Source organism: Curtobacterium sp. MCLR17_051 (genome assembly GCF_003234395.1).
Taxonomy (GTDB): Bacteria; Actinomycetota; Actinomycetes; order Actinomycetales; family Microbacteriaceae; genus Curtobacterium; species Curtobacterium flaccumfaciens.
Window position 1 is genome coordinate 24775 of sequence record NZ_QKTA01000024.1, and the last position, 23158, is coordinate 47932.

At 72.4% G+C, this 23158-nt stretch carries 17 protein-coding genes and 1 tRNA gene; 15 read left to right on the forward strand and 3 right to left on the reverse strand.

All coding sequences use genetic code 11. The features are described from left to right. Positions 1-7 precede the first annotated feature (7 nt). The 7 genes from DEJ06_RS16275 to mfd all read left to right on the forward strand — a co-directional run bounded on the left by DEJ06_RS16275 (position 8) and on the right by mfd (position 9164). On the forward strand, positions 8-928 hold the full coding sequence (locus DEJ06_RS16275; protein WP_111040003.1) for a hypothetical protein: 921 nt from the start codon (positions 8-10) through the stop codon (positions 926-928). 84 nt (positions 929-1012) lie between these two features. Next, positions 1013-2272 (forward strand): sensor histidine kinase, encoded by a 1260-nt coding sequence (locus DEJ06_RS16280; protein WP_111040004.1) that lies wholly within the window; start codon positions 1013-1015, stop codon positions 2270-2272. Further along, entirely contained in the window at positions 2269-2925 is a 657-nt protein-coding gene (locus DEJ06_RS16285; protein ID WP_111040005.1) for a response regulator transcription factor, read from the forward strand. The genes DEJ06_RS16280 and DEJ06_RS16285 overlap by 4 nt, the downstream gene beginning before the upstream one ends. An 8-nt stretch (positions 2926-2933) precedes the next feature. Beyond that, positions 2934-3908 carry a hypothetical protein gene (locus DEJ06_RS16290; RefSeq protein WP_111040006.1) on the forward strand — a complete coding sequence of 325 codons (975 nt, stop codon included), beginning with the start codon at positions 2934-2936 and terminating at the stop codon, positions 3906-3908. Between the two features lie 327 nt (positions 3909-4235). Then, entirely contained in the window at positions 4236-4859 is a 624-nt protein-coding gene (locus DEJ06_RS16295; protein WP_071405234.1) for a 50S ribosomal protein L25/general stress protein Ctc, read from the forward strand. Positions 4860-4888: 29 nt separating this feature from the next. Then, positions 4889-5473 (forward strand): aminoacyl-tRNA hydrolase, encoded by a 585-nt coding sequence (gene pth, locus DEJ06_RS16300; RefSeq protein ID WP_111040007.1) that lies wholly within the window; start codon positions 4889-4891, stop codon positions 5471-5473. A gap of 82 nt (positions 5474-5555) precedes the next feature. After that, on the forward strand, positions 5556-9164 hold the full coding sequence (mfd, locus tag DEJ06_RS16305; RefSeq protein ID WP_111040008.1) for a transcription-repair coupling factor: 3609 nt from the start codon (positions 5556-5558) through the stop codon (positions 9162-9164). A 159-nt stretch (positions 9165-9323) separates the two neighbouring features. Here mfd and nhaA read toward each other — a convergent pair whose 3' ends face one another. Then, positions 9324-10502, reverse strand: coding sequence for a Na+/H+ antiporter NhaA (gene nhaA / locus DEJ06_RS16310; protein ID WP_111040009.1), 1179 nt, complete (start codon positions 10500-10502; stop codon positions 9324-9326). Between the two features lie 90 nt (positions 10503-10592). Between nhaA and DEJ06_RS16315 the strand changes: the two genes are divergently transcribed. The 8 genes from DEJ06_RS16315 (at position 10593) to DEJ06_RS16350 (ending at position 18994) form a co-directional block, all read left to right on the forward strand. Beyond that, positions 10593-11288, forward strand: coding sequence for a MazG family protein (locus DEJ06_RS16315; protein WP_111040010.1), 696 nt, complete (start codon positions 10593-10595; stop codon positions 11286-11288). A gap of 251 nt (positions 11289-11539) precedes the next feature. Next, positions 11540-12784: a histidine--tRNA ligase gene (hisS, locus tag DEJ06_RS16320; RefSeq protein ID WP_111040011.1), complete on the forward strand. Its 1245-nt coding sequence runs from the start codon at positions 11540-11542 to the stop codon at positions 12782-12784. A gap of 123 nt (positions 12785-12907) precedes the next feature. Continuing rightward, positions 12908-14191, forward strand: coding sequence for a phosphopyruvate hydratase (gene eno / locus DEJ06_RS16325; RefSeq protein ID WP_027464494.1), 1284 nt, complete (start codon positions 12908-12910; stop codon positions 14189-14191). Between the two features lie 358 nt (positions 14192-14549). Then, on the forward strand, positions 14550-15083 hold the full coding sequence (locus DEJ06_RS16330; protein ID WP_111040012.1) for a septum formation initiator family protein: 534 nt from the start codon (positions 14550-14552) through the stop codon (positions 15081-15083). Between the two features lie 76 nt (positions 15084-15159). After that, positions 15160-15708: a DUF501 domain-containing protein gene (locus DEJ06_RS16335; protein WP_071406119.1), complete on the forward strand. Its 549-nt coding sequence runs from the start codon at positions 15160-15162 to the stop codon at positions 15706-15708. 40 nt (positions 15709-15748) lie between these two features. Further along, positions 15749-17224, forward strand: a complete 1476-nt coding sequence (locus DEJ06_RS16340; protein ID WP_017886746.1) for an NAD(P)/FAD-dependent oxidoreductase — start codon at positions 15749-15751, stop codon at positions 17222-17224. Positions 17225-17295: 71 nt separating this feature from the next. Beyond that, positions 17296-17369: transfer RNA gene (locus tag DEJ06_RS16345), tRNA-Leu, on the forward strand. 284 nt (positions 17370-17653) lie between these two features. Beyond that, a complete protein-coding gene (locus DEJ06_RS16350; RefSeq protein ID WP_027464496.1) occupies positions 17654-18994 on the forward strand; it encodes a threonine/serine exporter family protein in 1341 nt (446 codons plus the stop codon). Between the two features lie 67 nt (positions 18995-19061). Here DEJ06_RS16350 and DEJ06_RS16355 read toward each other — a convergent pair whose 3' ends face one another. After that, positions 19062-20783 carry a class I adenylate-forming enzyme family protein gene (locus tag DEJ06_RS16355; RefSeq protein WP_111040017.1) on the reverse strand — a complete coding sequence of 574 codons (1722 nt, stop codon included), beginning with the start codon at positions 20781-20783 and terminating at the stop codon, positions 19062-19064. Between the two features lie 240 nt (positions 20784-21023). Beyond that, on the reverse strand, positions 21024-23158 hold a 2135-nt coding region (locus DEJ06_RS18425), incomplete at its 5' end, for an Ig-like domain-containing protein (protein ID WP_181437349.1).

The following is a 23158-nucleotide window of genomic DNA, read 5'->3' on the forward strand; positions in this document are numbered from 1 at the left end:
TGGTCGCATGGAGTTCGTCGACGTCGCCAGGGAGCTGCTGCTCGTCGCGCCGCAGGCCTTCGTCGCCGAGCGCACCGCACGGCAGCGCGCGGTGCGCAAGGACGACCGTGCCCTCGCCACGGCGATCGGGAAGCTCCGGAAGCCCTCACCGGCCGCCTGGGTGATCGACCTGCTCGCCCACGACGGTGCCCTCGACGACGCCGTCGACCTCGGACCGGCGCTCCGGAAGGCGCAGGCCGACGCCGACCCCGACGCGATCCGGACCCTCCGTCGGCAGCGGACCGAGGTCGTCGACGCCCTCGCACAGGCCGGTGCGGACCTGGCGTCCGACGCCGGACACCCCGTCACCCCGGCGGTGCTCGAGCAGGTCCGGTCGACGATCGAGGCGGCGATGGCAGACCCGCACGCCGGCGCGGCCGTCCGGTCGGGGCTGCTCGTGACGGCGCTCGAGAGCGTGGGGTTCGACGCGGTCGACCTCGACGGGGCGCTCGCGGATCCGGACGCGGTGCCCGATGCCTGGTCCGGCAGCGATGCCCCACCCATCCCCATCTCCCGGGCGAGGGGTGCGCGGAAGGCGAGCCGCGCCTCCAGGCCCGCGCAGCGCGACGCCCCGGAGCCGGAGCCGGAGCCGGAGCCGGACGCCGAACCCGAACCGAAGCGCGACCCGGCCGCCGACCGGAAGGCCGCGCGCCAGGCCGAGACCGCAGCGCGCACGGAGTCCCGCGACGCCGACGCAGCACTCGACACCGCCGAGGCCGATCTCGAACAGGCGGAGGAGCGCCGCGCGGAGCTCCAGCGTGCCCTCAAGCAGGCCGAGGCCGAGATCACCCGGCTCGAGGCAGCCCGCGACGAGGCCGAGGCAGCGAGCGACCGGGCGCGCGACGTCCTCCACGCCGCGCAGGAGCACCGGCGGGAGGTCGGCCGCTGAGCCGTCCGGCGCGACCTCATCACCTCGGATGAAAAGCGGCCGCACGGCTCGGTCCCCGTCCGGCGAGGCCCATACGCTCGCGTCATGACCTCCCTCCTCCGCCGGTACCGGCACCTGCTGGCCCCCGCCGCCGGCGCCGTGTACCTCGTGCTCTGGATCGTCGCCGAAGCCGGACGCGCGGGGCTCGCCGACCACGTCGTCGTGGTGTCGGCCTTCGCCGTCGCCATCAGCCTCGCCGCGTGGATGCCCGCGACCGCGCTCGGACTGGTCGTCGGCATCCCGCTCCTGCAGGCGGCCCGGCTGCTCACCCGACCGACCGACACGACCTGGCCGGAATACCTGGCGATCGCGATCGTCGTCGGCATCGTCGGCGCCGGTCGGTCCGACCTGCTCCGCTACGTGGCGGTCCCCGTGCTCCTGCTCGCGAGTGCGGCATCTGCCTGGGCGATGGCGGTCCCGACCGCTGCCGACCAGGACGTCTGGGGCAGCTGGGTGGGGAACTCCGGCGGGACCCGTTCCGACCTCGTCACGATCACCTTCGCGTTCGTCGGGGTCAGCGGTGTCGCCTGGGCGGTCGGCGTGGCCATCGGTGCCGCGTGGCGGATCGGCCTCGCCCGGGTCCGGGTGGTCGAGGCGCAACGCCGCACCGAGGTGACCACCACCGAACTCCGGGCCGAGCAGGACCGCGCGCGGATCGCCCGCGACGTGCACGACTCGCTCGCCCACTCACTGGCCGTCGTCGTGTCCCAGGCCCAGGGTGCCGCGGCCATCGCCGTGCGGGACGAACACGCCGCCCGGGCGCTGCAGGACATCGCCGACGTGAGCCGCTCGGCACTGGGTGACGTCCGGTCCCTGGTGGAACGCATCCAGGCGAGCGACGACGCCGACCGCCACGGGCTGTTCGACGTCCCCGACCTGGTCGAGGACATGCGGGAGCTCGGGATGACCGCGACGTTCGAGGAGCACGGCGCCGGACTCCTGCCCGCGGGCAGTGCCAGCGCGGTGCACCGGATCGTGCAGGAGAGCCTGACGAACGTGCTGAAGCACCAGGGGCGGACAGCGACGGCCCGGGTGGCGCTCGATTGGCGCGGCCCGGGGCTCGGCGTCGTCGTGACGTCACGGGGGACCGAACCCCTCGTCGAGCTCGACGGTGTCGGGTCCGGTGTCGCCGGGATGCAGGAGCGTGCCCGACTGGCGGGCGGCTGGCTGCGTGCCGGTGTCGGCGACACCCCGGACGAGTGGGTCGTCACCGCGTGGCTGCCGACGACCGCCGCGGTGCCGACCACTGCGACGGCGGACACCGACACGGACACTGAGGCCGTCCTGCCGGAGCACGTCCGATGAGCGCCGTCCGCGTCGCCGTCGCCGACGACCAGCGGCTGTTCGCCACCGGGATGCAGATGCTCGTCGACGCCCAGGACGACATGACCTGCGTCGGGACCGCCGGCGACGGTGCCGCCGCCCTCGAGCTCTGCGCCGCCGAACACCCCGACGTGCTGCTGCTCGACCTGCGGATGCCGGTCATGAACGGCATCGAGACCCTGACGCGGCTCGCCGGGTCGACCCAGGACCGCCCGCGGGTCGTCGCGCTCACGACCATCCGCCGCGACGACGCCGTCCTCGCAGCACTCCGTGCCGGCGCCGCAGCGTTCCTGACGAAGGACGCCCTGCCCGAGGTCGTCACCGCGACCATCCGCGACGTGCACGCGGGCCGACCGGCACCGACGGAAGCGGAGGCGCTCGAGCTGCTGCGCGCCCAGGGCACCCCGGCCGTCACCGACCGACGCGACGAGGTGCTCGACGCGCTGACTGCGCGCGAGCGCGAGGTCTTCCTGCTCGTCGCGAAGGGGCTCAGCAACGCCGAGATCGCCGAGTCGGTCTTCCTGAGCGACGCCACCGTGAAGACCCACGTCCGCGCCGTCCTGACGAAGCTCGGACTCCGGAACCGGATCCAGGTCGTCATCACCGCACACGAACGCGGCCTCGTCCGCGCCTAGGGGGAACCATGCAGATCACGAACCGCGTCGCGAAGACCGGCACCCTCGTCGTCGTCCTCGCCGGACTGGCCACCGCCGTCGTCCACGGCCTGCCCGACCGTGCCGACGTCGCGGTCGCACCCACCGTCGAACAGGACAGCACGGCGTGGGCGATGCCGCTCGACGCCTTCGTCGCACCGGCCTCGTCGAAGACCACGTACGCGGAGGACCTCGTGGCCGAGCCCTGCCTGCGGAAGGCCGGCATCGACGACCCGGCTCCCTGGGCGACCGCGGCCGGGCTGCAGGCCGACGACGACGCGGCCGACACCGCCGCCCGCGCGAACCCCGCACCCGCACTCGCGACCACCCGGCCCCTCACCACGGCGCTCGCCGAGGCCCGCGGCTACCACGGGCCGTCCGCCGCCGGTGCGAACCAGGAGGGCATGCGGAAGTGGGGGTACGACCCGGACCGCCAGGCCGCGTTCGCCGCGCTCCCGGACGACGTGGCCGCCCGCTGCTGGAAGGCAGCCCGGAAGACGCTCGGCACCACACTGCGCGGCACCGAGCAGACCGCGTCCGAACTGGCCCAGCGCCTGACGTACCTGGCGGCGCTGGACGCACGCCAGGACGACCCGGTCCGCACGGCCGCGGCCGGGTGGCGCACCTGCATGGCGCCGTCCGGTGTGCCGGACCTGCCCGAGGGTCCGGAGGGCATGCCGACCCCCTCGATGCACATCAGCGCCCATGACGGCGACCAGGTCGTCCTGTTCTCGGACGATCCGGGGAAGGCCGAGGTCGCCGTCGCCGAACGGGACGTCGCGTGCCAGGAGTCATCCGGCTACCGCAGCGCGCTGTACGCGGCGGAGTGGGAACGGCTGCTGCACATCACCGCGACCGACGCGGCCGTGCTCCGGAAGGGTTCGACGCGGCAGCCGCAGGTGGAGGCCCGCCTCGACCGGGTGATCGCGCGGCTCGCGCCGGCGGCACCGACGGACGTCGACTGACGCGGCGGTCGCGGGGAGCGGTCGTGGGGGGAGCGCCCCGCGCCCGCCGCGTGCGGACGACGGACGGGAGGCCCGTGGCAGGACCGCCACGGGCCTCCCGTCCGTCCCGGTGTGCGTCCGGATCGTGACGCGCGACACGCCCGGACGGCCCTGCTAGACTCAGTCCCTGACTTCGGCGAGGGCTGCGTACGCGCGGCCGTGATCGACGCGGTGGGATACCCGGCAAGACCCTGGGATCGTTCCTCACGCGTGCACGCGTTCGAGTTGCAACACCACAGACCCCCACGATGCCGGCACCCCGGCGTCGTCCCGACACCAGGAGGCACCATGGCCGACTACACCAAGCTCGCAGCGGAAGTCCGCACCAAGTTCGGCAAGGGCGCTGCTCGCAAGCTCCGCGCGGCCGACAAGATCCCCGCGGTCGTCTACGGCCACGGCACCGAGCCGAAGCACATCTCGCTGCCCGGTCACGAGACCATGCTGCTCGTCCGTACCGCCAACGCGGTCGTCGACCTCGACATCGAGGGTGCTGCGCAGCTCGCCCTCGTCAAGGACGTCCAGCGTGACCCGGTGCGCCAGATCATCGAGCACATCGACCTCGTGGTCCTCCGCCGCGGCGAGAAGGTCACGGTCGACGTGCCCGTCGTCATCGAGGGCGAGTCCTTCTCGGGCACCATCCACGTGCAGGACCTCAACACGATCTCGCTGCTCGTGCTCGCCACCGACATCCCGGAGCACGTCTCCGTGAACGTCGAGGGCCTCGAGGACGGCGTGCAGATCCACGCCGCGCAGCTCGAGCTCCCCGAGGGCGCCGAGCTCGAGACCGACCCCGAGGCGCTGGTCGTCGCGATCGTCACCCCGCGTGGCACCGCTGACGACGACGCTGCGGACGAGGCCTCGGCCGAGGCCGGCGCCGAGTCGGGTGCCGAGGGCGCCGCGGACTCCGAGTAACACCCCTTCGAAGACATCTGGTCGACGCTGTGACGGACAACATCCTCGTGGTGGTCGGGCTCGGGAACCCCGGGCCCGACTACGCAGGCAACCGTCACAACGTCGGCCAGATGGTCCTCGACGAACTCGCCTCCCGCATGGGAGCGACGTTCAAGAAGCACAAGACGCCGAACCAGGTCGCCGAGGGGCGCCTGGTGCCCGGCGGCACCCGACTCGTGCTGGCGAAGCCCGGGTCGTTCATGAACACCTCGGGCGGACCGGTCTCCTCGGTGCTCGGGTTCTACGGCGCCACCCCGGCCGACCTCGTCGTCGTGCACGACGAGCTCGACCTGCCGTTCGACACCGTCCGCCTGAAGGGCAGTGGCGGGCACGGTGGGCACAACGGGCTGCGCGACATCATCAAGGCCACCGGGACGAACGAGTTCATGCGCGTCCGGGTGGGCATCGGTCGTCCGCCCGGTCGGCAGGACCCGGCCGACTACGTGCTGCGTGACTTCTCCGCAGCCGAGAAGAAGACGCTGCCGATCCTGCTGGCCGACGCCGCCGACGCGGTCGAGGCGATCGCCGAGGTCGGGCTGCTCGCCGCACAGCAGCGCGTGCACGCTCCGTCCTGAGCGCTCCGTGCCGGGCGTCGGCGCTGTTCGCCCGTCGCGCACGTCGCGGCCGGTGTCGGTGGCGGCCGGTACCATCTCCTGAGTGACGATCTCGGGCATCATCCCTGCGCTCTCGCGCGCCTCCGCCTTCGATCGCGTGCTGCGCGCCGCACCGCGCGACGCCGACTTCTCCGTCGTGGACGGCCTGCGCGTTCCGCTGCTCGGCGCGCTGCTCGCCGAGCGCAACGGCCCGCAGTGCGTCCTCGTCATCACGGCGACCGGGCGTGAGGCCGAGGCGGTCCGTGAAGCGTTCGGCAGCTACGTCCCCGACGCCGACGTGCTCGAGTTCCCGGCGTGGGAGACCCTGCCGCACGAACGCCTCAGCCCGAGTGCCCAGACCGTCGGCACGCGCATCGCGACGCTCCGGAAGCTCGCGGCGTGGCAGGCCGCGGACCCGGCCGAGCGTCGCCAGACCATCGTCGTCGCGAGCGTCCGCGCCGCGCTGCAGCCGATCGCGAGCAACCTGACGTCCCTGGCGCCCGTGGTGCTGCGCACCGACTCGCGGGGCAACGACCTGGCGGCGATCGCGTCCCAGCTGGTGGACCTCGCCTACTCGCGCGTCGACCTCGTCACCCGCCGTGGTGAGTTCGCGGTGCGCGGTGGCATCCTCGACGTCTTCCCGCCGACGGCCGACCACCCGGCACGCGTCGACTTCTTCGGCGACGAGATCGAGGCGATCAAGGCGTTCTCCGTCGCCGACCAGCGCACGACCGAGGACGACCTCGGCTCGGTCGAGCTGACCGCCTCGCGCGAACTCCTGCTCAGCGACGGCGTCCGGCAGCGGGCGCGCGAGATGCTGCACGAGTTCCCGAACCTGTCGCAGATGCTCGCGAAGATCGCCGAGGGCGTCCCGGTCGAGGGCATGGAGTCCCTCGCTCCGGCGCTCGTGCAGGACCTCGTGCCGATGACCTCCTACCTGCCGGACGACGCCACCATCGCGGTGTTCTCGCCCGAGCGGGTGAACGGCCGCGCGAACAGCCTCGCCGAGACGAACACCGAGTTCCTGCAGGCGGCCTGGAGTGCAGCGGTCGCCGGTGCCCAGGCCCCGATCGACCTCGATGCGGGCAACTTCCTGACCGTGCAGCAGCTCAAGAACACCCGGGGGCAGCGCACCTGGTGGACGGTGTCGCCGTTCGACTCCGGCCTCGACGAAGGGGACACCGAGCGCGTCCTCACCGACGCCGAGGCCGCTGCCGAGGCCGGCGAGTACATCCGCGTCCGGGCCGAGGCCGTCCCGAGCTTCGCCGGCAGCGCCGACGGGGCGATCGCGCACGTCAAGTCGCTGACCGACGACGGGTGGGCCGTCGTGGTGACCGCGCAGGGCCAGGGCCTCGTCGAGCGGGCGGTGCAGGTGCTCGCCGACGCCGGGGTCGCCGCCCGTGCCGCAGCGGTCGACGCGCCGCCCGAGCCGGGGTTCGCCGTCGTGACGACCGCGACCGTCGAGCACGGCTTCGCGATCCCCGACCCCCGCATCGCGGTCCTGAGCGAGGCGGAGTTCTACGGCCGCAGCGTCCAGCAGGGTGCCCGCACCGTCAAGAAACTCGCGAGCCGCCGCAAGAACGTCGTCGACCCGCTGCAGCTCAAGCCGGGCGACGTCGTCGTGCACGCGACCCACGGCATCGGCAAGTTCGTCGAGCTCGTCAGCCGCGAGGTCTCCAGCGGCGGCCGCAACGCCGTGAAGACGCAGCGCGAGTACCTCGTGCTCGAGTACGCGCCGTCGAAGCGCAACTACCCGGGCGACAAGCTCTTCGTGCCGACCGACCAGCTCGACCAGCTGTCGCGCTACGTCGGTGGCGACTCCCCGACCCTGTCGAAGATGGGCGGCTCGGACTGGTCCGCCGCCAAGTCGAAGGCCCGCAAGGCCGTCCGCGACATCGCCGTCGACCTGGTGAAGCTGTACTCGGCGCGCATGGCGTCGAAGGGGCACGCGTTCGGTCCGGACACCCCGTGGCAGCGCGAGCTGGAAGAGGCGTTCCCGTTCGCCGAGACCGCCGACCAGCTCACCACGATCGACGAGATCAAGCGCGACATGGAACGCCCGATCCCGATGGACCGCCTGCTGTCCGGCGATGTCGGCTACGGCAAGACCGAGGTCGCGATCCGTGCCGCGTTCAAGGCCGTGCAGGACGGCAAGCAGGTCGTCATGCTCGTCCCGACGACCCTGCTCGTCCGCCAGCACATGGAGACGTTCCAGGAGCGCTTCGCCGGGTTCCCCGTGCACCTGCGCGCCCTGAGCCGGTTCCAGACCGAGAAGGAGTCGAAGGAGACGATCGCCGGGCTCGCCGACGGCACGGTCGACATCGTCATCGCGACCCACCGGATCCTGTCGCAGGGCATCACCTTCAAGGACGTCGGGCTCGTCATCATCGACGAGGAACAGCGGTTCGGCGTCGAGCACAAGGACCAGCTCAAGAAGTTCAAGACGAACGTCGACGTGCTGGCGATGTCGGCGACCCCGATCCCGCGCTCGCTCGAGATGGCGGTCACGGGCATCCGTGAGATGTCGACCCTCGCCACCCCACCGGAGGACCGCCACCCCATCCTGACCTTCGTCGGGCCGCAGTCCGACCTGCAGGTGGCGGCGGCGATCCGCCGCGAGCTGCTGCGCGAGGGCCAGGTGTTCTACGTGCACAACCGCGTGAAGGACATCCAGTCGGTCGCGGCACACCTGGCCGAGATCGTGCCGGACGCCCGCATCGCCGTCGCGCACGGGCAGATGTCGGAGACCGCCCTCGAGCAGGTCATGGTCGACTTCTGGGAGCGCCGCTTCGACGTCCTCGTCTCGACGACGATCATCGAGACCGGCCTGGACATCGCGAACGCGAACACGCTCATCATCGACAAGGCGGACAAGTACGGCCTGTCGCAGCTGCACCAGCTGCGCGGACGTGTCGGCCGTGGGCGGGAGCGGGGGTACGCGTACTTCCTGTACGACTCCGAGAAGCCGCTGTCCGAGACCGCACAGGACCGCCTCGAGACGATCGCCGCGAACAACGAGCTCGGCGCGGGCATGCAGGTCGCCATGAAGGACCTCGAGATCCGCGGGGCCGGCAACCTGCTCGGCGGGGAGCAGTCCGGCCACATCGCGGGCGTCGGCTTCGACCTGTACCTGCGGATGATCGGCGAGGCGGTGTCGCAGTTCCGTGGCGACGTCGCCGAGGGGCAGACCGAGCTCCGGCTCGAGATCCCCGTCGACGCGCACATCCCCGAGGACTACGTCGAGTCCGAGCGACTCCGGCTCGAGGCGTACCAGAAGCTCTCGGCGGCCTCGGCCCCGACGGCCCAGCCGAACGCGATCGACATGGTGCTCGACGAGCTCACCGACCGCTACGGGCAGCCGCCGCAGGCCGTGCAGACCCTGGTCGAGGTCTCCCGCCTCCGTCGCATGGCGCAGCAGGTCGGCCTGTCCGACGTCGTGGTCATGGGCTCGAACCTGCGGGTCGCCGGCAAGGAGCTCGCCGACTCGTCGCAGGTGCGCCTGAAGCGCATGTTCCCGGGTGCGCGCTGGTTCCCACAGCAGAACGCGACGAGCATCCCGATGCCGCGTCCGCACGACCAGGCGCTGCCGGACGACGCCCTCATCCAGTGGGTGGAGAGCATCCTCACCGCCGTGTACGGGGCGACGACCCCGGCCGAGGCGCCGGCCGCGTAGACGCGAGCGGAGACGGCCTGGAGGCACGGTGCGGGCCCGCACCGTGCCTCCAGGCCGTCCGTGGCCACGTCCACGGCGCGCACGCCGTCCGCGACGATCCACGCGTCGAACGACGCGTGGCCTGTCGTGGAACGGGTGCGAACCGCGGGCCGCGACCCGCTACTCGGTGTCCTCGGCCTCGGACAGCTCGCGGCGCGCGCGGTACGCCCGCGCCCGCAGCGTGACGACGACCGCCGACGCGACGATGGCGATGCCCGAGCCGACGAGCACGGCGAGGACGCCCTCGTCGAGGATCTCCTCGTTGCGGGCGAACGCCAGCTCGTTCATGAGCAGCGACACCGTGAACCCGATCCCGCCGAGCACACCGACGGTGATGATCGAGAAGAACGACAGCGACGAGCGGCCGGGCGAGCGGAAGATCCGCGTGGCGATCGTGCCGAACAGCGTGATGCCGATCACCTTGCCGACCGGCAGCGCGAGGACGACCGCCCAGAACGTGGGGGAGAGCTCGCTGATGCCGACCGAGGGGATGATGACGGCGGCCGACGCGAACGCGAACACCGGCAGCACGATGGCGTTCGACCACGGCTCGACGTTCTCGTGCAGGGTGTGGCCCGGGCGGCGGGGCAGCACGAGCCCGAGGGCGACGCCGGCGATCGTGGCGTGCACACCGGAGTGGTAGACGAGCCACCAGGTCAGGAGCCCGACCACGATCATGGCCACGATGATCAACGTCTGCCCGCTGCGCCCCGGACGGAGCATCCGGCCGAGCAGCCAGAACACCGCGAGGGTGACGACGGCACCGGCGAGGGCCAGGAAGTCGGTGTCGTGGGCGAACACCACGGCGATGATGATGATCGCGATGAGGTCGTCGAGCACGGCCAGTGCGAGCAGGAACACCCGGATGCCGCTCGGCAGCCCGCGACCGAACATGGCGAGCACCCCGAGCGCGAACGCGATGTCCGTCGCCGTCGGGATCGGCCAGCCGTGCGTGTACTGCGTCCCCGCGGTGACGAGCAGGAAGATGCCGGCCGGGACGAGCACGCCGCCGACCGCCGCGATGGCGGGGATGATCGCGGTCTTGGGGTTCGACAGCTCGCCGTCGACGAGTTCCTGCTTCAGCTCGATCGCGACGAGCAGGAAGAAGACCGCGAGCAGGCCGTCGCTGATCCAGTGCGCGATCGACAGGTCGAGGCCGAGGGCACCGAGCGGCAGGTGCGCGTCGAGCAGCCGTTCGAGGCCGGGGCCGATCGGGGAGTTCGCCACGACCAGGCCGAGCACGGCGGCGGTGAGGAGCGCGATGGCGCTGAAGCGGGGGGAGCGGACGAGGGACGACATGGATCTCCGTCTCGAGGGGTCGGGTGAGTGTCCGTCGACCAGACTTCCCGACACACCACGACCAGTCTACGCGGGTGGCACGATGACGTGATGACCGCCGTACCGGACCTCGTGACCGTCGTCGACCGCCTGCTCGCCGAGGACGGCGGGTGCGTCTGGAACCGGGCGCAGACCCACGCCTCGCTCGCCCGCTACGCCGTCGAGGAGTCGTACGAACTCGTCGACGCCATCGACGACGGCGACCCGGACGACGTCCGCGAGGAACTCGGCGACCTGCTGTACCAGGTGGTCCTGCACGCGGGGATCGCCGCCCGGGCGGGGGACTTCACCCTCGAGGACGTCGCTGCCGGCGTGCGTGACAAGATGACCAGGCGGCACCCGCACGTGTTCGGCGACGAGACGGCGGACACCGTCGAGGACGTCGTTCGGGTCTGGCGTGCGGCCAAGGCGGCCGAGAAGGCGAGTCGGCGGAGTGCGTTCGACGGGGTGCCACGGGCGATGCCGCCGCTGGAGCGCGCGGTGAAGCTGCTGGAACGCCTGGAGGAACGTGGGGACGCCGACGCGGTCGTCGCGTCCGTCGTCGGGGCTGGTTCCGGCGTCGGCCTGGAGGCCCGTGGTGCGTCCGCCGCGCCCGCTGCGGACGACGGGGTCGGCACGGTCGACGCCGAGTGGGGGCGAGCGGTGCTCGGGGAGGTCGCGGCTGCGGCAGGACGCGGGGTGGACCCGGTCGCGAGTCTGCGGGCCGCGGTGTCGGCGCTCGAGGAAGCCGGTCGCGCCGTGGAGTGATCCCCGGTCGTGAGAACGGGCGCCCTCCCAACCCGAAAAAGAGAGGGCGCCCGTGAGCGGGCGTCGGCTCCACCAGGGAGAGGGGCCGACAGGGAAGCCCGCTCGAACCGCGGGACGCACTGCAGCACGTCGCCCCGCGAATCGGTCCGGAGCATGGATCAGGCACGATCCGGACCGAGGTTCTGCATGCAGTATGCCAGTGGGCCGGCGGGCGCGCAAGCCGGAGACGCCCGTCTGCCAGAATTGACCGCATGGCAACGACCGTGACGGCACCCCGTGGCATGCGTGACTTCCTCCCGGCGGACAAGGCCCGGCGCGAGCACGTGCTCGGTGTCGTGCGGGACGTCTACTCGCGGCACGGTTTCGACGAGATCGAGACCCCGGTGGTGGAGGATGCTGCGCGGCTGCACTCCGGGCTCGGCGGCGACAACGAGAAGCTGGCGTTCGCGGTGATGAAGCGCGGCCTCACCACCGAGGACCTGCAGGCGGCCGAAGCGCCGCTGGACCTCGCCGACCTCGGTCTCCGGTTCGACCTGACGGTCCCGCTGGCCCGGTTCTACGCCTCGCACCGTGCGGAGCTGCCGTCGGTGTTCCGATCCGTGCAGATTGCGCCGGTCTGGCGTGCCGAGCGCCCGCAGAAGGGTCGCTACCGCCAGTTCGTGCAGTGCGACATCGACATCCTGGGGGAGCCCGGGCAGCTCGCCGAGATCGAGCTCATCCGCGCGACGACCGCGGCCCTCGACGCCCTCGGGGTCCGCGGCACGACGATCCGGATCAACGACCGCCGGATCCTGCTGGCGCTCCTCGCGTCGTGGGGGATCACCGAGCCGGCCGCCGCGGACCGCGCGCTCATCACGATCGACAAGCTCGACAAGATCGGTGCGGACGGCGTCGCGGCGGAGCTCCGCAGCACCGTGGGTGCCGACCTGCCCGGGCTCGAGGACACCATCCGCGCGCTCGAGGCCGCCGACTGGACGTCGGTCGCGGGGGCGCCGTGGCTCGACGCCGAGGCCTTCGCCGACCTGCTCCTCCTGCGCGAGGCGCTCCCAGGGGTGGACCTGCGCTTCGACCCGACGCTCGTGCGCGGCATGGGCTACTACACGGGCACGATCTTCGAGGTCGCGCACCCCGACTTCGGCTACAGCCTCGGTGGCGGCGGCCGGTACGACGGGATGATCGGTCGGTTCCTCGGGCAGGACGTCCCCGCGGTCGGGTTCTCGCTCGGGTTCGAGCGGCTCGTCGACCTCGTGACCCTCCCGGAGTCCGCCGAGGCCGACGCCGTCGTGCTCGTGTACGACAAGGACGTCGATCCGGTCCGGCTCGCCGCGCTGAAGACCGAGGCGCTGGCGTCCCACCGACGCGTCCGGCTCGAGCGCCGCACGAAGAACACCAAGAACCTGCTCGCCGGCCTCGCTGCCCAGGGCTTCACGGCGTTCGCGACCGTCTCGGCGGACACCGCGTCACTCGAGGGCGTCGAGTTCCGCCCGCTCGACTGAGCACCCAGTCCTCGTTCCAGCACGGACTCGTCCACAGCGGGGCGTCACGGCCGACGTCGTGTTCACCTCCGCTCGCTAGGATCGACACCGCAATCACCACAACCAATGTGTAGGGAGTACCCCGTGGCCCTGATCGATGCCGTAGGCGCACGCGAAGTCCTCGATTCCCGAGGCAACCCGACGGTCGAGGTCGAGGTCCTCCTCGACGACGGCGTCGTGTCCCGCGCGCTCGTCCCGTCCGGTGCATCCACCGGCGCGTTCGAGGCGTACGAGCTGCGCGACGGCGACGCCTCGCGCTACGGCGGCAAGGGCGTGCTCAAGGCCGTCGACGCCGTCCTCGACGAGATCGGCCCGGCGCTCGAGGGCTTCGACGCCACCGACCAGCGCCTCGTCGACGCCGCGCTCATCGAGCTCGACGGCACCGAGAACAAGTCCCGCCTCGGGGCGAACGCGATCCTCGGCGCCTCGCTCGCCGTGGCCCGCGCCGCAGCCGACTCGGTCGACCTGCCGCTCTTCCGCTACCTCGGTGGCCCGAACGCGCACACGCTGCCCGTCCCGCTGATGAACGTCGTCAACGGTGGTGCCCACGCGGACACCAACGTCGACATCCAGGAGTTCTTCCTGGTGCCCTACGGCGCCGAGTCCTTCTCCGAGGCACTCCGCTGGGGCGTCGAGACCTACCACGCCCTCAAGGGCGAGCTGAAGAAGCAGGGCCTGGCCACCGGCCTCGGCGACGAGGGCGGCTTCGCGCCGGAGCTCGCGTCGAACCGCGCGGCGCTCGACTTCCTGCTCACCGCGATCGAGAAGGCCGGCTACACGCCCGGCAAGGACATCGCCGTCGGCCTCGACGTCGCGTCCACCGAGTTCTTCTCGGACGGCAAGTACCAGTTCGAGGGCAAGCAGCTCTCGAGCCAGGAGTTCACCTCCTACTTCGCCGAGCTCGTCGCGAACTACCCCCTCGTCACCATCGAGGACCCGCTGGCCGAGGACGACTGGGAGGGCTGGTCGCACCTGACCGCCGAGCTCGGCGACAAGGTCCAGATCGTCGGCGACGACCTGTTCGTCACCAACCCGAAGCGTCTGCAGCGGGGCATCGACGAGAAGGCCGCGAACTCGATCCTCGTCAAGGTCAACCAGATCGGCACGCTCACCGAGACCCTCGATGCGGTCTCGCTCGCGCACCGTCACGGCCTGACCTCGATCCTGTCGCACCGCTCCGGCGAGACCGAGGACACCACGATCGCGGACATCGCGGTCGCGGTCGACGGTGGTCAGATCAAGACCGGCGCCCCGGCCCGCTCGGACCGCGTCGCGAAGTACAACCAGCTGCTCCGCATCGAGGAAGAGCTCGGCGACGCCGCTGTGTACGCCGGTCGCTCGGCCTTCCCGCGCGCCGCGTCGCTGTAACCAGCCGCTCAGCAGTACCCGCACCACCGAGACGCCGTCCTCCTCCAGGAGGGCGGCGTCTCGTCGTCTGCGCCGCCCCGAGGTGCCGAGCGGTCAGCACCTGCCGAGCGGTCAGGACATGCCGCGCGCGCTGCGTCGAGTGGTCACGAGTCGTCGGTCGGCCCGGGCCCGGCCGACAGGACGTGACCACCGGACGTGCGTCGGGCGGTGTGTGGTGACCACTTCGGGTGCGGGACGGAGGGGACGGGCCGGAGCCGTGCCTCCCGGCTGCCCCGACCGGACGACGCGGACGCTGGGAGGGCGCCGAACGGCCGCGTGCCGGGCGGCCCGACTGACCGTGCCGGGTTATCGTCGGACCGTGCCCAGCCAGAAGCCCCGCGTCCGCCGCGTCCCCGTGGCGATGCCCGACGGCAGCACACCCGCGCAGCCCTGGTACCGCTCGATCCACTTCTCCGGGTTCAGCCTGCTCATGCTCGCGATCATCGTGCTGTTCGTGGTGGTGCTCGCGCCGTCGCTCCGGACGCTCATCCAGCAGCAGGAGCAGATCGCCCAGCAGCAGCAGGAGGTCGCGAGCCAGAAGGCCGACGTCACGCAGAAGAAGCAGGACGTCGCACGCTGGGACGACCCGGCGTACATCGAGGCGCAGGCCCGCGACCGACTGCTCTACGTGTACCCGGGCGAGGAGAGCTACCTCGTGATGGGCACCGAGGACAAGCGGGCCGAGAAGACCCCCACCACCGACTCCGGCACCCCCGTGAGCGCGAAGGTGCAGACGCCCAAGGTCGACTGGGTGCAGGCGATGCTCTCGTCGGTGCTGCAGTCCGGACTGACGGACGAGCGTGCCGCCGACCTCGTCGCCCCCGACGTCTCCGGCACGGGCGGCAGCAAGTAGTCCCGGACCGCAGGGCGCGGAGCCGTCCGGCCCGACGGTGCGAGGGGTTCCGCTTCTCCGGTAGGCTCACGTTCCCGTGACGACCCCTCCCTTCGACCCGCCCTCCGACCGCGACGTCCAGGTCGTGTCGGCGCAGCTCGGCCGACCGGCACGTGACGTCATCGGGATCGCGGCACGCTGCGTCTGTGGCAACCCCACCGTCGTCTCCACGAAGCCCCGGCTGTCGAACGGCACCCCGTTCCCGACGTTCTACTACCTGTGCCACCCCGCGGCCACCGCTGCGGTCAGCACCCTCGAGGCCAACCAGGTGATGCCCGAGCTGGCAGCCCTGCTCGAGGACCCCGAAGTCGCCGCGCAGTACCGCGCGGCCCACGAGTCCTACCTGGCCGATCGCGAGTCGATCGAACACGTCGACGAGATCGACGGCATCAGCGCCGGTGGCATGCCCACCCGCGTGAAGTGCCTGCACGCCCTCGTCGGCCACGCCCTCGCCGCCGGACCCGGCGTCAACCCCATCGGCGACCTCGCGCTCGAGCGCGCGGACTGGTCGCCCTCCCGGTGTGAGTGCCGGGCGTATGATGACGGTGCAGACGCTGGAGTCGGGGCGGGTGGCGGCGAAGTCTGACCCGACTCCCGCACACCCCCATCCAAGGAGATCATCCCCCGTGCCCAAGATCCTCGTCGTCGGCGGCGGTTACGCCGGTTTCTACACCGCATGGAAGCTCGAGAAGCACCTTCGCCAGGGCGAAGCCGAGGTCGTCATGGTGGACCCGCTGCCGTACATGACGTACCAGCCGTTCCTGCCCGAGGTCGCCGCCGGTTCCATCGAGCCGCGTCACGCGGTCGTCGCGCACCGTCGTCACCTCAAGAAGACCCGCGTCGTCACGGCGAAGGTCACCAAGGTCGACCACGCCACCAAGACGGCGACGATCACCCCGACCGAGGGCGAGGCGTGGGAGGAGTCCTACGACCAGATCGTCATGACCGCCGGCGCGGTGTCGCGCACGTTCCCGATCCCGGGCGTCGCGGACGAGGCCATCGGCCTGAAGACCATCGAGGAAGCCGCGTCGATCCGTGACCGCATCCTCAGCAACTTCCACAAGGCGGCGAACCTGCCGGCCGGTCCCGAGCGCGACCGCCTGCTCACCGTCGTCGTCGTCGGTGGTGGCTTCGCCGGCATCGAGGTGTTCGCCGAGCTCCGCTCCTTCGTCACCGACCTGCTGAAGAGCCACCCGCAGCTGTCCTTCGACGACACGCACTTCCACCTGGTCGAGGCGATGGGCCGCATCATGCCCGAGGTCTCGCTCGAGACCTCGCACTGGGTGCTCAAGAACCTCGCCGAGCGTGGCGCGACCGTGCACCTCGAGACCCAGCTGGCCTCGGCCGTGGGTGGCGTCTGCGAGCTCAAGACGAGCGACGGCGCGATCGAGACCATCCCGTCCGACCTCATCATCTGGACCGCCGGCGTCATGGCGAACCCGATGGTCAAGGGCACCGACTTCCCGCTCGAGCAGCGTGGCCGCATTCGCGTGCAGCCCGACCTGCGCGTGGTGGACGACAACGGCGTGATCGCCGATGCATGGGCCTGCGGCGACGTCGCAGCCGTGCCGGACCTGACCGGTGGCGGTGTCGGCGGGTTCTGCGTGCCGAACGCCCAGCACGCCGTGCGCCAGGCCAAGCAGCTCGCGAAGAACGTCGTCGCGACCATCCGTGGCGAGGCGACGACCGACTACAAGCACGAGAACCTCGGCGCCGTCGCGGGTCTCGGCCTGGGCACCGGCGTGTTCCAGTCCGGCAAGTTCGCCATGAAGGGCTTCCTGGCCTGGGGCGCCCACCGCGGCTACCACGGCCTGGCCATGCCGTCGTGGGAGCGCAAGTGGCGCGTCATCGGCGACTGGGTCGGTGGCTTCTTCCTGGGCCGCGACATCGTGTCGCTCGACGACCGCGAGACCCCGCGCGCCGCGTTCGAGGCGTTCGCGTCCCGTCCGAAGCCCGCTGCCGAGGCCCCGGCCGCGCCCGCCGCAGCCCCGGCTCCGGAAGAGGGCAAGGTCGCCGGTGCCGCCGGTCCCGTCTACGGCGAGCCCGCGAAGGACGTCTCCAACGCCCCCGAGCCGGTGACGGCCCCGGCCGACGCCAAGTAGCAACGCTCGTCACGAAGGCGGTCACCTGCGAAGGGTGGCCGCCTTCGTGCATCGGTAGGCTGTTGCGGCCCGCCCCCGTGGCCCAATCGGTAGAGGCACGCGACTTAAAATCGCTGAGTTGTGGGTTCGAGTCCCACCGGGGGTACCGCCGAGGCTCTGGCGTGGCGCCCGCCGCGTGGCGCCCGCCGCGTGCCGCTGCGAAAGCGACAGAACTCTGCGAACAGTTCGCGTCGTTCTGTCGCTCCGGCCGCACAGTCCGAGCGATGGTCCTGCCGTCTGTCGCTTCGACGGTGGGATCGGGTCGCCCTGGGCATCGGACTGGAGGCGTGGCACCGGCCCGCCACGTGCCTCCCGGCCCGCGGACCGTCGCCTTCCCGCGAAGACGGCGCGACTGCACGACCGGCTCGCCGCCCAGTAGCATCGACGATCGTGGTCGGACTCGGAAGCGCACTCGCCAACCTGCAGAACGCCCTCCGCCGACCGGAGGCCCACGTCGAGGTCGTCGACGGCGAGAGCGTCCCGGTCGGCATGCTCCTCGGCACCCTCGGAGCCCTGCTCCTGGACGCCGGCAGCTCCGTCACCGACGTCCGGTCGGCGCTCGAGAAGGCCCGGGACGCCGCCGGGGTCGGACCGACGCTCGCGATCGGCGTCCTGCCCGCCCTGGTGATGGTGAGCGAGGTCTCGACGGGCGCCGCCACCATCGTCAACGCCGAGGGCGTCGAACTGTCCTCCCGCCAGGCCGCCCGCGCCAACCGCGTCGTGCTCGGGCTCGAGAGCGGCTCCATCGCCCTCGCCGAGATCCCCGCCCGCGTCCGGGCCATCCGGGCCGGCACCGTCCCGCCGCCCGCGCTGCCGTGGATCCTCGGCAACGCCCTGACCTCGGCCGGCCTGGCCGTCGTCTTCCGCTGCCCCTGGTGGGCGATCGTCCTGGCGCTCGTCGTCGGCGGCCTGGTCGGCGTGATCGGACTGGTCCTCCGGCGCTTCCGCGAGGCCGTGGCGATCATCCCGTTCCTGGCCGCGTTCGTGTCGACGGCGATCGTCGGCCTGGTCGCCGCGGGCACCGGGTTCGAGCAGGTCCCGCTCTTCGCGGTCTGCGCCCCGGTGGCGGTGTTCGTCCCGGGCGCGCTCATCACCAACGCGTTGCTCGAACTCACCGCCGCCGACATCGTCACCGGGTCGTCGCGACTGGTGCAGGGGCTCATCATGCTCGGCTTCATGGCCGCCGGCATCGCGTCCGGCAGCGCCCTGACCGGGTTGCACGTCGACCCGTCGTCGGCCGCGCTCGTCGGCGAGGTCGCGGGGGTCGGCACCGACCTGGCCGGCTGGGAGTCCGTGCCCGCGTACTGGGTGTCGTGGGTGGCCGTCGTGGTGCTCGCGGTCGGGCTCGGTCTGGTGTTCCGGTCCGGGTGGCGCCTGACGCTCGTGTCGGTGGCGGTCATGGTCACCGCCTACGCCGTGGTGAGCACGACGACGCCGCTCTGGGGCAGCGTCGTCGCGACCGGGGCCGCAGCGGCGCTGCTGTTCGTCGCGACCCGGTTGCTCGAGCGGCTCGTGCCGGCGATCCCGGCGACGGTGTCGTTCTTCCCGGCGTTCCTGCTGCTCGTGCCGGGGACGGTCGGGCTGGTGGCGGTGGCCACCTTCGATCCCGAGGCGCTCGCGACCCCGCTCGCGACCTTCGTCAGCCTGTGCATCGGGACGAAGATCGGCGGGCTCCTGCCCGGCCTCTTCGCCCGCAACGCGCCCCGGCGCGCGGTGGACGCGACCAGCTGACGGACGGGAGGCCCGTGGCGGCGCCGCCACGGGCCTCCAGGCCGTCACCGGCCGGGTACCGGGCCCGCTACGGCTCGATCAGCCGGCCCGCTGCCTGGTCCGCCGCGGCCGTGTCCTTCGCGAGGTAGTGCACCTTCTTGCCGGTGGCGTTGTAGGGGACGTCCGGGACGAAGCGGTACCGCCGCGGGCGCTTGTACCGGGCGAGGCCCGGGTGGGAGCCTGTCCACTCCTCGAGCGCGGCCGCTGCCTCGGCGTCGTCGGCCGGCAGCCGGTCGCCGGCGCGGACGACGTACGCCGTGACGACCTCGCCCCACCGCGGGTCCGGCACGCCCACCACGATGGAGTCGGCGACCCCGGGGTGCTCCTGCAGCACCGCCTCGACCTGGACGGGGTGCACGTTCTCGCCGCCGGAGATGACCATGTCGTCCTTGCGGCCCACGATCGTCACCCGCTCGTGCTCGTCCCACGTGGCGAGGTCGCCGGGGTAGAACCAGCCGTTCGCGAACTTCTCGGCCTCGAGCCCGGGGTTCCGGTACGAGTAGCCGGACTTCACGGTGCGGACGGCGAACTCGCCGATCTCGGTGCCGTCCTTCGCCACCGTGTCGGTGGGGTCGGCCGGACGGTCCTCGTGCACGCGGACGACGGCGACGTCGTCGTCGGTCGATGCGCGACCGGTGGAGCCGGCGCCGTCCGGGAAGTCCTCGGGGCGCAGGAACGTGTTCCAGAAGGTCTCGGTGGTGCCGTAGCCGTTGAAGATCCGCGGCGACAGCAGCTCCTGGTACCGCAGTGCCGCGGCACGGTCGAGCGGCGCGCCCATCGTGACGATGCCGTTGAGGCTCGACAGGTCCCGCGCCCGGCGTTCCTGCGCGTCGACGAGCTGCACCAGGTTCGGCGGGGCCCCGATCAGGAACGTCAGGCGTTCGGACTCGACCAGGTCGAGCACCCGGTCGGCGTCGAAGTGGCGCAGCGTCGTGAGTTCCGCGCCGACGTAGAACACCGGGTTCGGGCCGCCGGAGTACAGGCCGCCGCGGTGGAACAGCGGCGACATGTTGAGCGTCTTGTCGAACGGGCTGAGCGGGAAGTGCATGACCACGTCGTGCGCGCTGAGCACCTCGACCAGGCTCGGCAGCGGGACGGGCTTCGGCCGACCGGTGGTGCCCGAGGTGTAGAGCCGGGTGGACTCGTCGTAGGTGCTGCGCGGGCCGATCGCCGCGAGTTCCTCGGGGGAGACGGGATCGGACGCGAGCAGCTCGGCGAACCGATCGTGGTCGCCGCCGACCGGGACGACGTGGTCCGGCCGGTGCGGCGAGGACTCGATCGCGGCGGCGATCGCACTCGTCCGCTCGGTGTCGTGCACCAGGACGGCGGGTGCGGAGTCCTCGATGATGAACGCGACCTCGTCGGGGGCGAGCCGGAAGTTCGTCGGCGAGAACACCGCGCCGATGCGGTGGCAGGCCAGGTAGAGCATCGCGAACTCGGGTGTGTTGAACAGCTCGACCATCACGACCGAACCCCGTCCGCCACCGTGCCGGACGAGCCACCCGGCGACCCGGTCGACGACGTCGCCGAGCTCGGCGTAGGTCCACGAGCGGTCCGTCTCCGGCTCGCGCAGCGCGGGTCGGCCGGCGAAGCGGTGGGTGTTGCGGGCGAAGCCGTTCGCGTAGGTGAAGCTGCCCTCGAACACCTCGCGGAAGCGTGTCGCGTCGTAGTCGGACCGGGTGTCGGTGCGGGGTTCCGGGTCGGACCGGGTGTCGGTGTGGGGTTCCGGGTCGGGTCGGGTGTCGGTCATCATTGCTCCTGCCGCGGTCGTGCGGTGCACACCGTCGATGCTGCGCGGGCACCGGTCGTGCGGCACTGCTGCACCGCTGGTCCGGTGCGGCGTCGGTCGTCCGTGCGGGACGGCGAACGTCCTCCGTGCGGTGCGACCAGCACCGATCGTCACACTAGCCCGCTGTCCGCGAACCGGCCCGGAAGTGCGTCTTCTGTCCGACGGGTGGTACGGCGCGCCGCTCTGGAGGCCCGGCTCGGGTCAGACGCGGGCCGCGCGCCGGTCGGTGCGCAGCCAGACCAGGGCCGCGATCGCGGCCGTCACGCAGGCCGCGGCGATGCCGACGAGCAGGGCCGGTGCGGCGTGCGTGCCGGTCGTCCCCGAGTAGACCGCGGTGGTCAGCGCGACGGCGACCACCGCAAGCGCGACGTACCGACCGCGGGAGGCGGCGAGCAGCGCGCTGCCTGCGGACCCCGCGACGGGCAGCAGGGTCGCGACGACGGCACCGAGGCCGCCGACGCACAGCGTGATGGCGAACTCCGACCCGAGCGACACCCAGAAGCCACCGCCCGCGAGCAGGCTGTGCAGCACCCAGCCGGCCGCGGCAAGTCCGAGGAGGGCCAGCACCCGCCAGGTCGCACCCCGGGCGCTTGCGGCGATCCCGGTACCGAGGCGGAGTGGGCCGGTCCCCAGTCCGGGGCGGACGGACGGCACGAGGACGACCCCGACGATGAGCGCGGGGGACAGGTCCGCCGCGCGGGTGACGCCGCACGCCACGAGGGCTGCGAGCACGAGCCACGGCGACACCCGGAACCCTATGGTTCGGTGGTCGCTGCCGGCTGCCCACCGCGTGGCGAACACGACGGCGGCGGTCAGGACACCGGTCCCGGCGAGGACGGCGATCGCCAGACGGGCGTACCGGGCCTCGAGCTCGACGCCCACCCCGAGCAGGGTGCACAGCGCCGCGACGGACACCGCGATCGTGATCGACGCCCAGGTCGGCAGGACGTCGTCGCCGCGTGCGCGGTCCGACCGCGAGCGGTTGCGGCCGAGCAGCCCGGCGAACGGCGAGCGGAGGCGACCCCGGGTGACCGCGGCCACGAGGGCGAGTGGCGCGGCGATCAGCAGGAGGAACCCGGCGGCGACGGCGGTGGCGACCAGGACGGTCCGCCACGAGAACGCGGCCTGGATGGTCGGGACGGTGCGGTCGTAGGTGGTTGCCGCGGTCCAGTCGCCGGCGGGGCCGGACCAGTCGGGGTGGCCTCCGGCGCTGCCGACGCCGGCCGGGGTGCTGCCGGTGCCGTCGCTGGGGCCGTTGCCGTTGCCGTTGCCGGTGCCTGCTGCGCCGTCGTTGCCGTTGCCGTTGCCGCCGTCGCCCCCGTGGCCGGCGGCGTTCGTGCCGTCGCCGTGACCGCCGGCGTTCGTGCCGTTGCCGGTTCCGCCGTGGCCGGTCGTACCGGGGGTGCCCGTCGTCGCGCCGGACCCCGGCGTCGACGTGCCCGGCGTCCCCGGGGTGTCCGTGGCGCCCGGGGTCGGTGTGGCGGTCGGAGCCGTGGTGGTGGACCACACCGTGACCCGGACGGCGGTCGACGACCGGGAGTAGTTGCCGGCGACGTCGTGCTGCGTCGCGGTGAGCTGGTGCCCGCCGGCGCGCAGCGTCGACCCCGCGGTGGAGCACGACCACGAGGCGTCCGACGCGACCACCACGCCGCACACCGGCGCACGGTCGACGTACACGGTCACGCGGGCGCCCGGCTCACCGGTCCCGGCCACCGTCGTCGAGCGGGTGCCGATCCGTTGGCCGTCGTCCGGTGTCGTGATGCGCGGGGCAGCGGGCGCCGTGCGGTCGACCGTGATCGTCACGGGAGCGGAGGCCGCGCTCCGCAGGTCCGACCGGTAGCCGCGCGCCGTGCTGGCGGTCTGCGACGCGGTGACGGTGAACCGGCCGTCGGCGACCGACCCGAGGGCGGCCACCCACCGACCGTCCGCACCGACCCGGGCGGTCTGCTGGGCCGAGGAGCCGGACACCGACAGCAGCACCGTCGATCCGGGGTACCCCGTGCCGGAGACCGTGCCGCCGGTGGGCCCGGCGGCCGCCAGGGTCGGCGGGACGATGACGTCCGAGGCCGGTGCACTCGCGACGGGCAGCGCGGCGACGAGGTCGCGCACCGTGAAGACCTGTTGCGGGCCGGAGCGGACGGTGCCGAGGCAGGCCCAGGAACCGTTCGGGTCCACCCGGGTCGTGCACCCGGACGAACCCGTCGCGGCCGGGCCGGTCACCCGGACGGTGTGCCCGGGGGGGCCGGTGCCGTGGAAGCGCGTCGTCCCCGTCGTGACGTCACCCGGGTCGGCGATGGTGGGCCGAACGGCGGGACGCGTGGGGGTGGGCGTCGGGG

Coding starts and splice junctions, on each gene's coding strand:
- DEJ06_RS16275 (WP_111040003.1), top strand. CDS start 8: ATGGAGTTCGTCGACGTCGCCAGGGAGCTGCTGCTCGTCGCGCCGCAG.
- DEJ06_RS16280 (WP_111040004.1), top strand. CDS start 1,013: ATGACCTCCCTCCTCCGCCGGTACCGGCACCTGCTGGCCCCCGCCGCC.
- DEJ06_RS16285 (WP_111040005.1), top strand. CDS start 2,269: ATGAGCGCCGTCCGCGTCGCCGTCGCCGACGACCAGCGGCTGTTCGCC.
- DEJ06_RS16290 (WP_111040006.1), top strand. CDS start 2,934: ATGCAGATCACGAACCGCGTCGCGAAGACCGGCACCCTCGTCGTCGTC.
- DEJ06_RS16295 (WP_071405234.1), top strand. CDS start 4,236: ATGGCCGACTACACCAAGCTCGCAGCGGAAGTCCGCACCAAGTTCGGC.
- nhaA (WP_111040009.1), bottom strand. CDS start 10,502: ATGTCGTCCCTCGTCCGCTCCCCCCGCTTCAGCGCCATCGCGCTCCTC.
- DEJ06_RS16315 (WP_111040010.1), top strand. CDS start 10,593: ATGACCGCCGTACCGGACCTCGTGACCGTCGTCGACCGCCTGCTCGCC.
- hisS (WP_111040011.1), top strand. CDS start 11,540: ATGGCAACGACCGTGACGGCACCCCGTGGCATGCGTGACTTCCTCCCG.
- DEJ06_RS16355 (WP_111040017.1), bottom strand. CDS start 20,783: ATGACCGACACCCGACCCGACCCGGAACCCCACACCGACACCCGGTCC.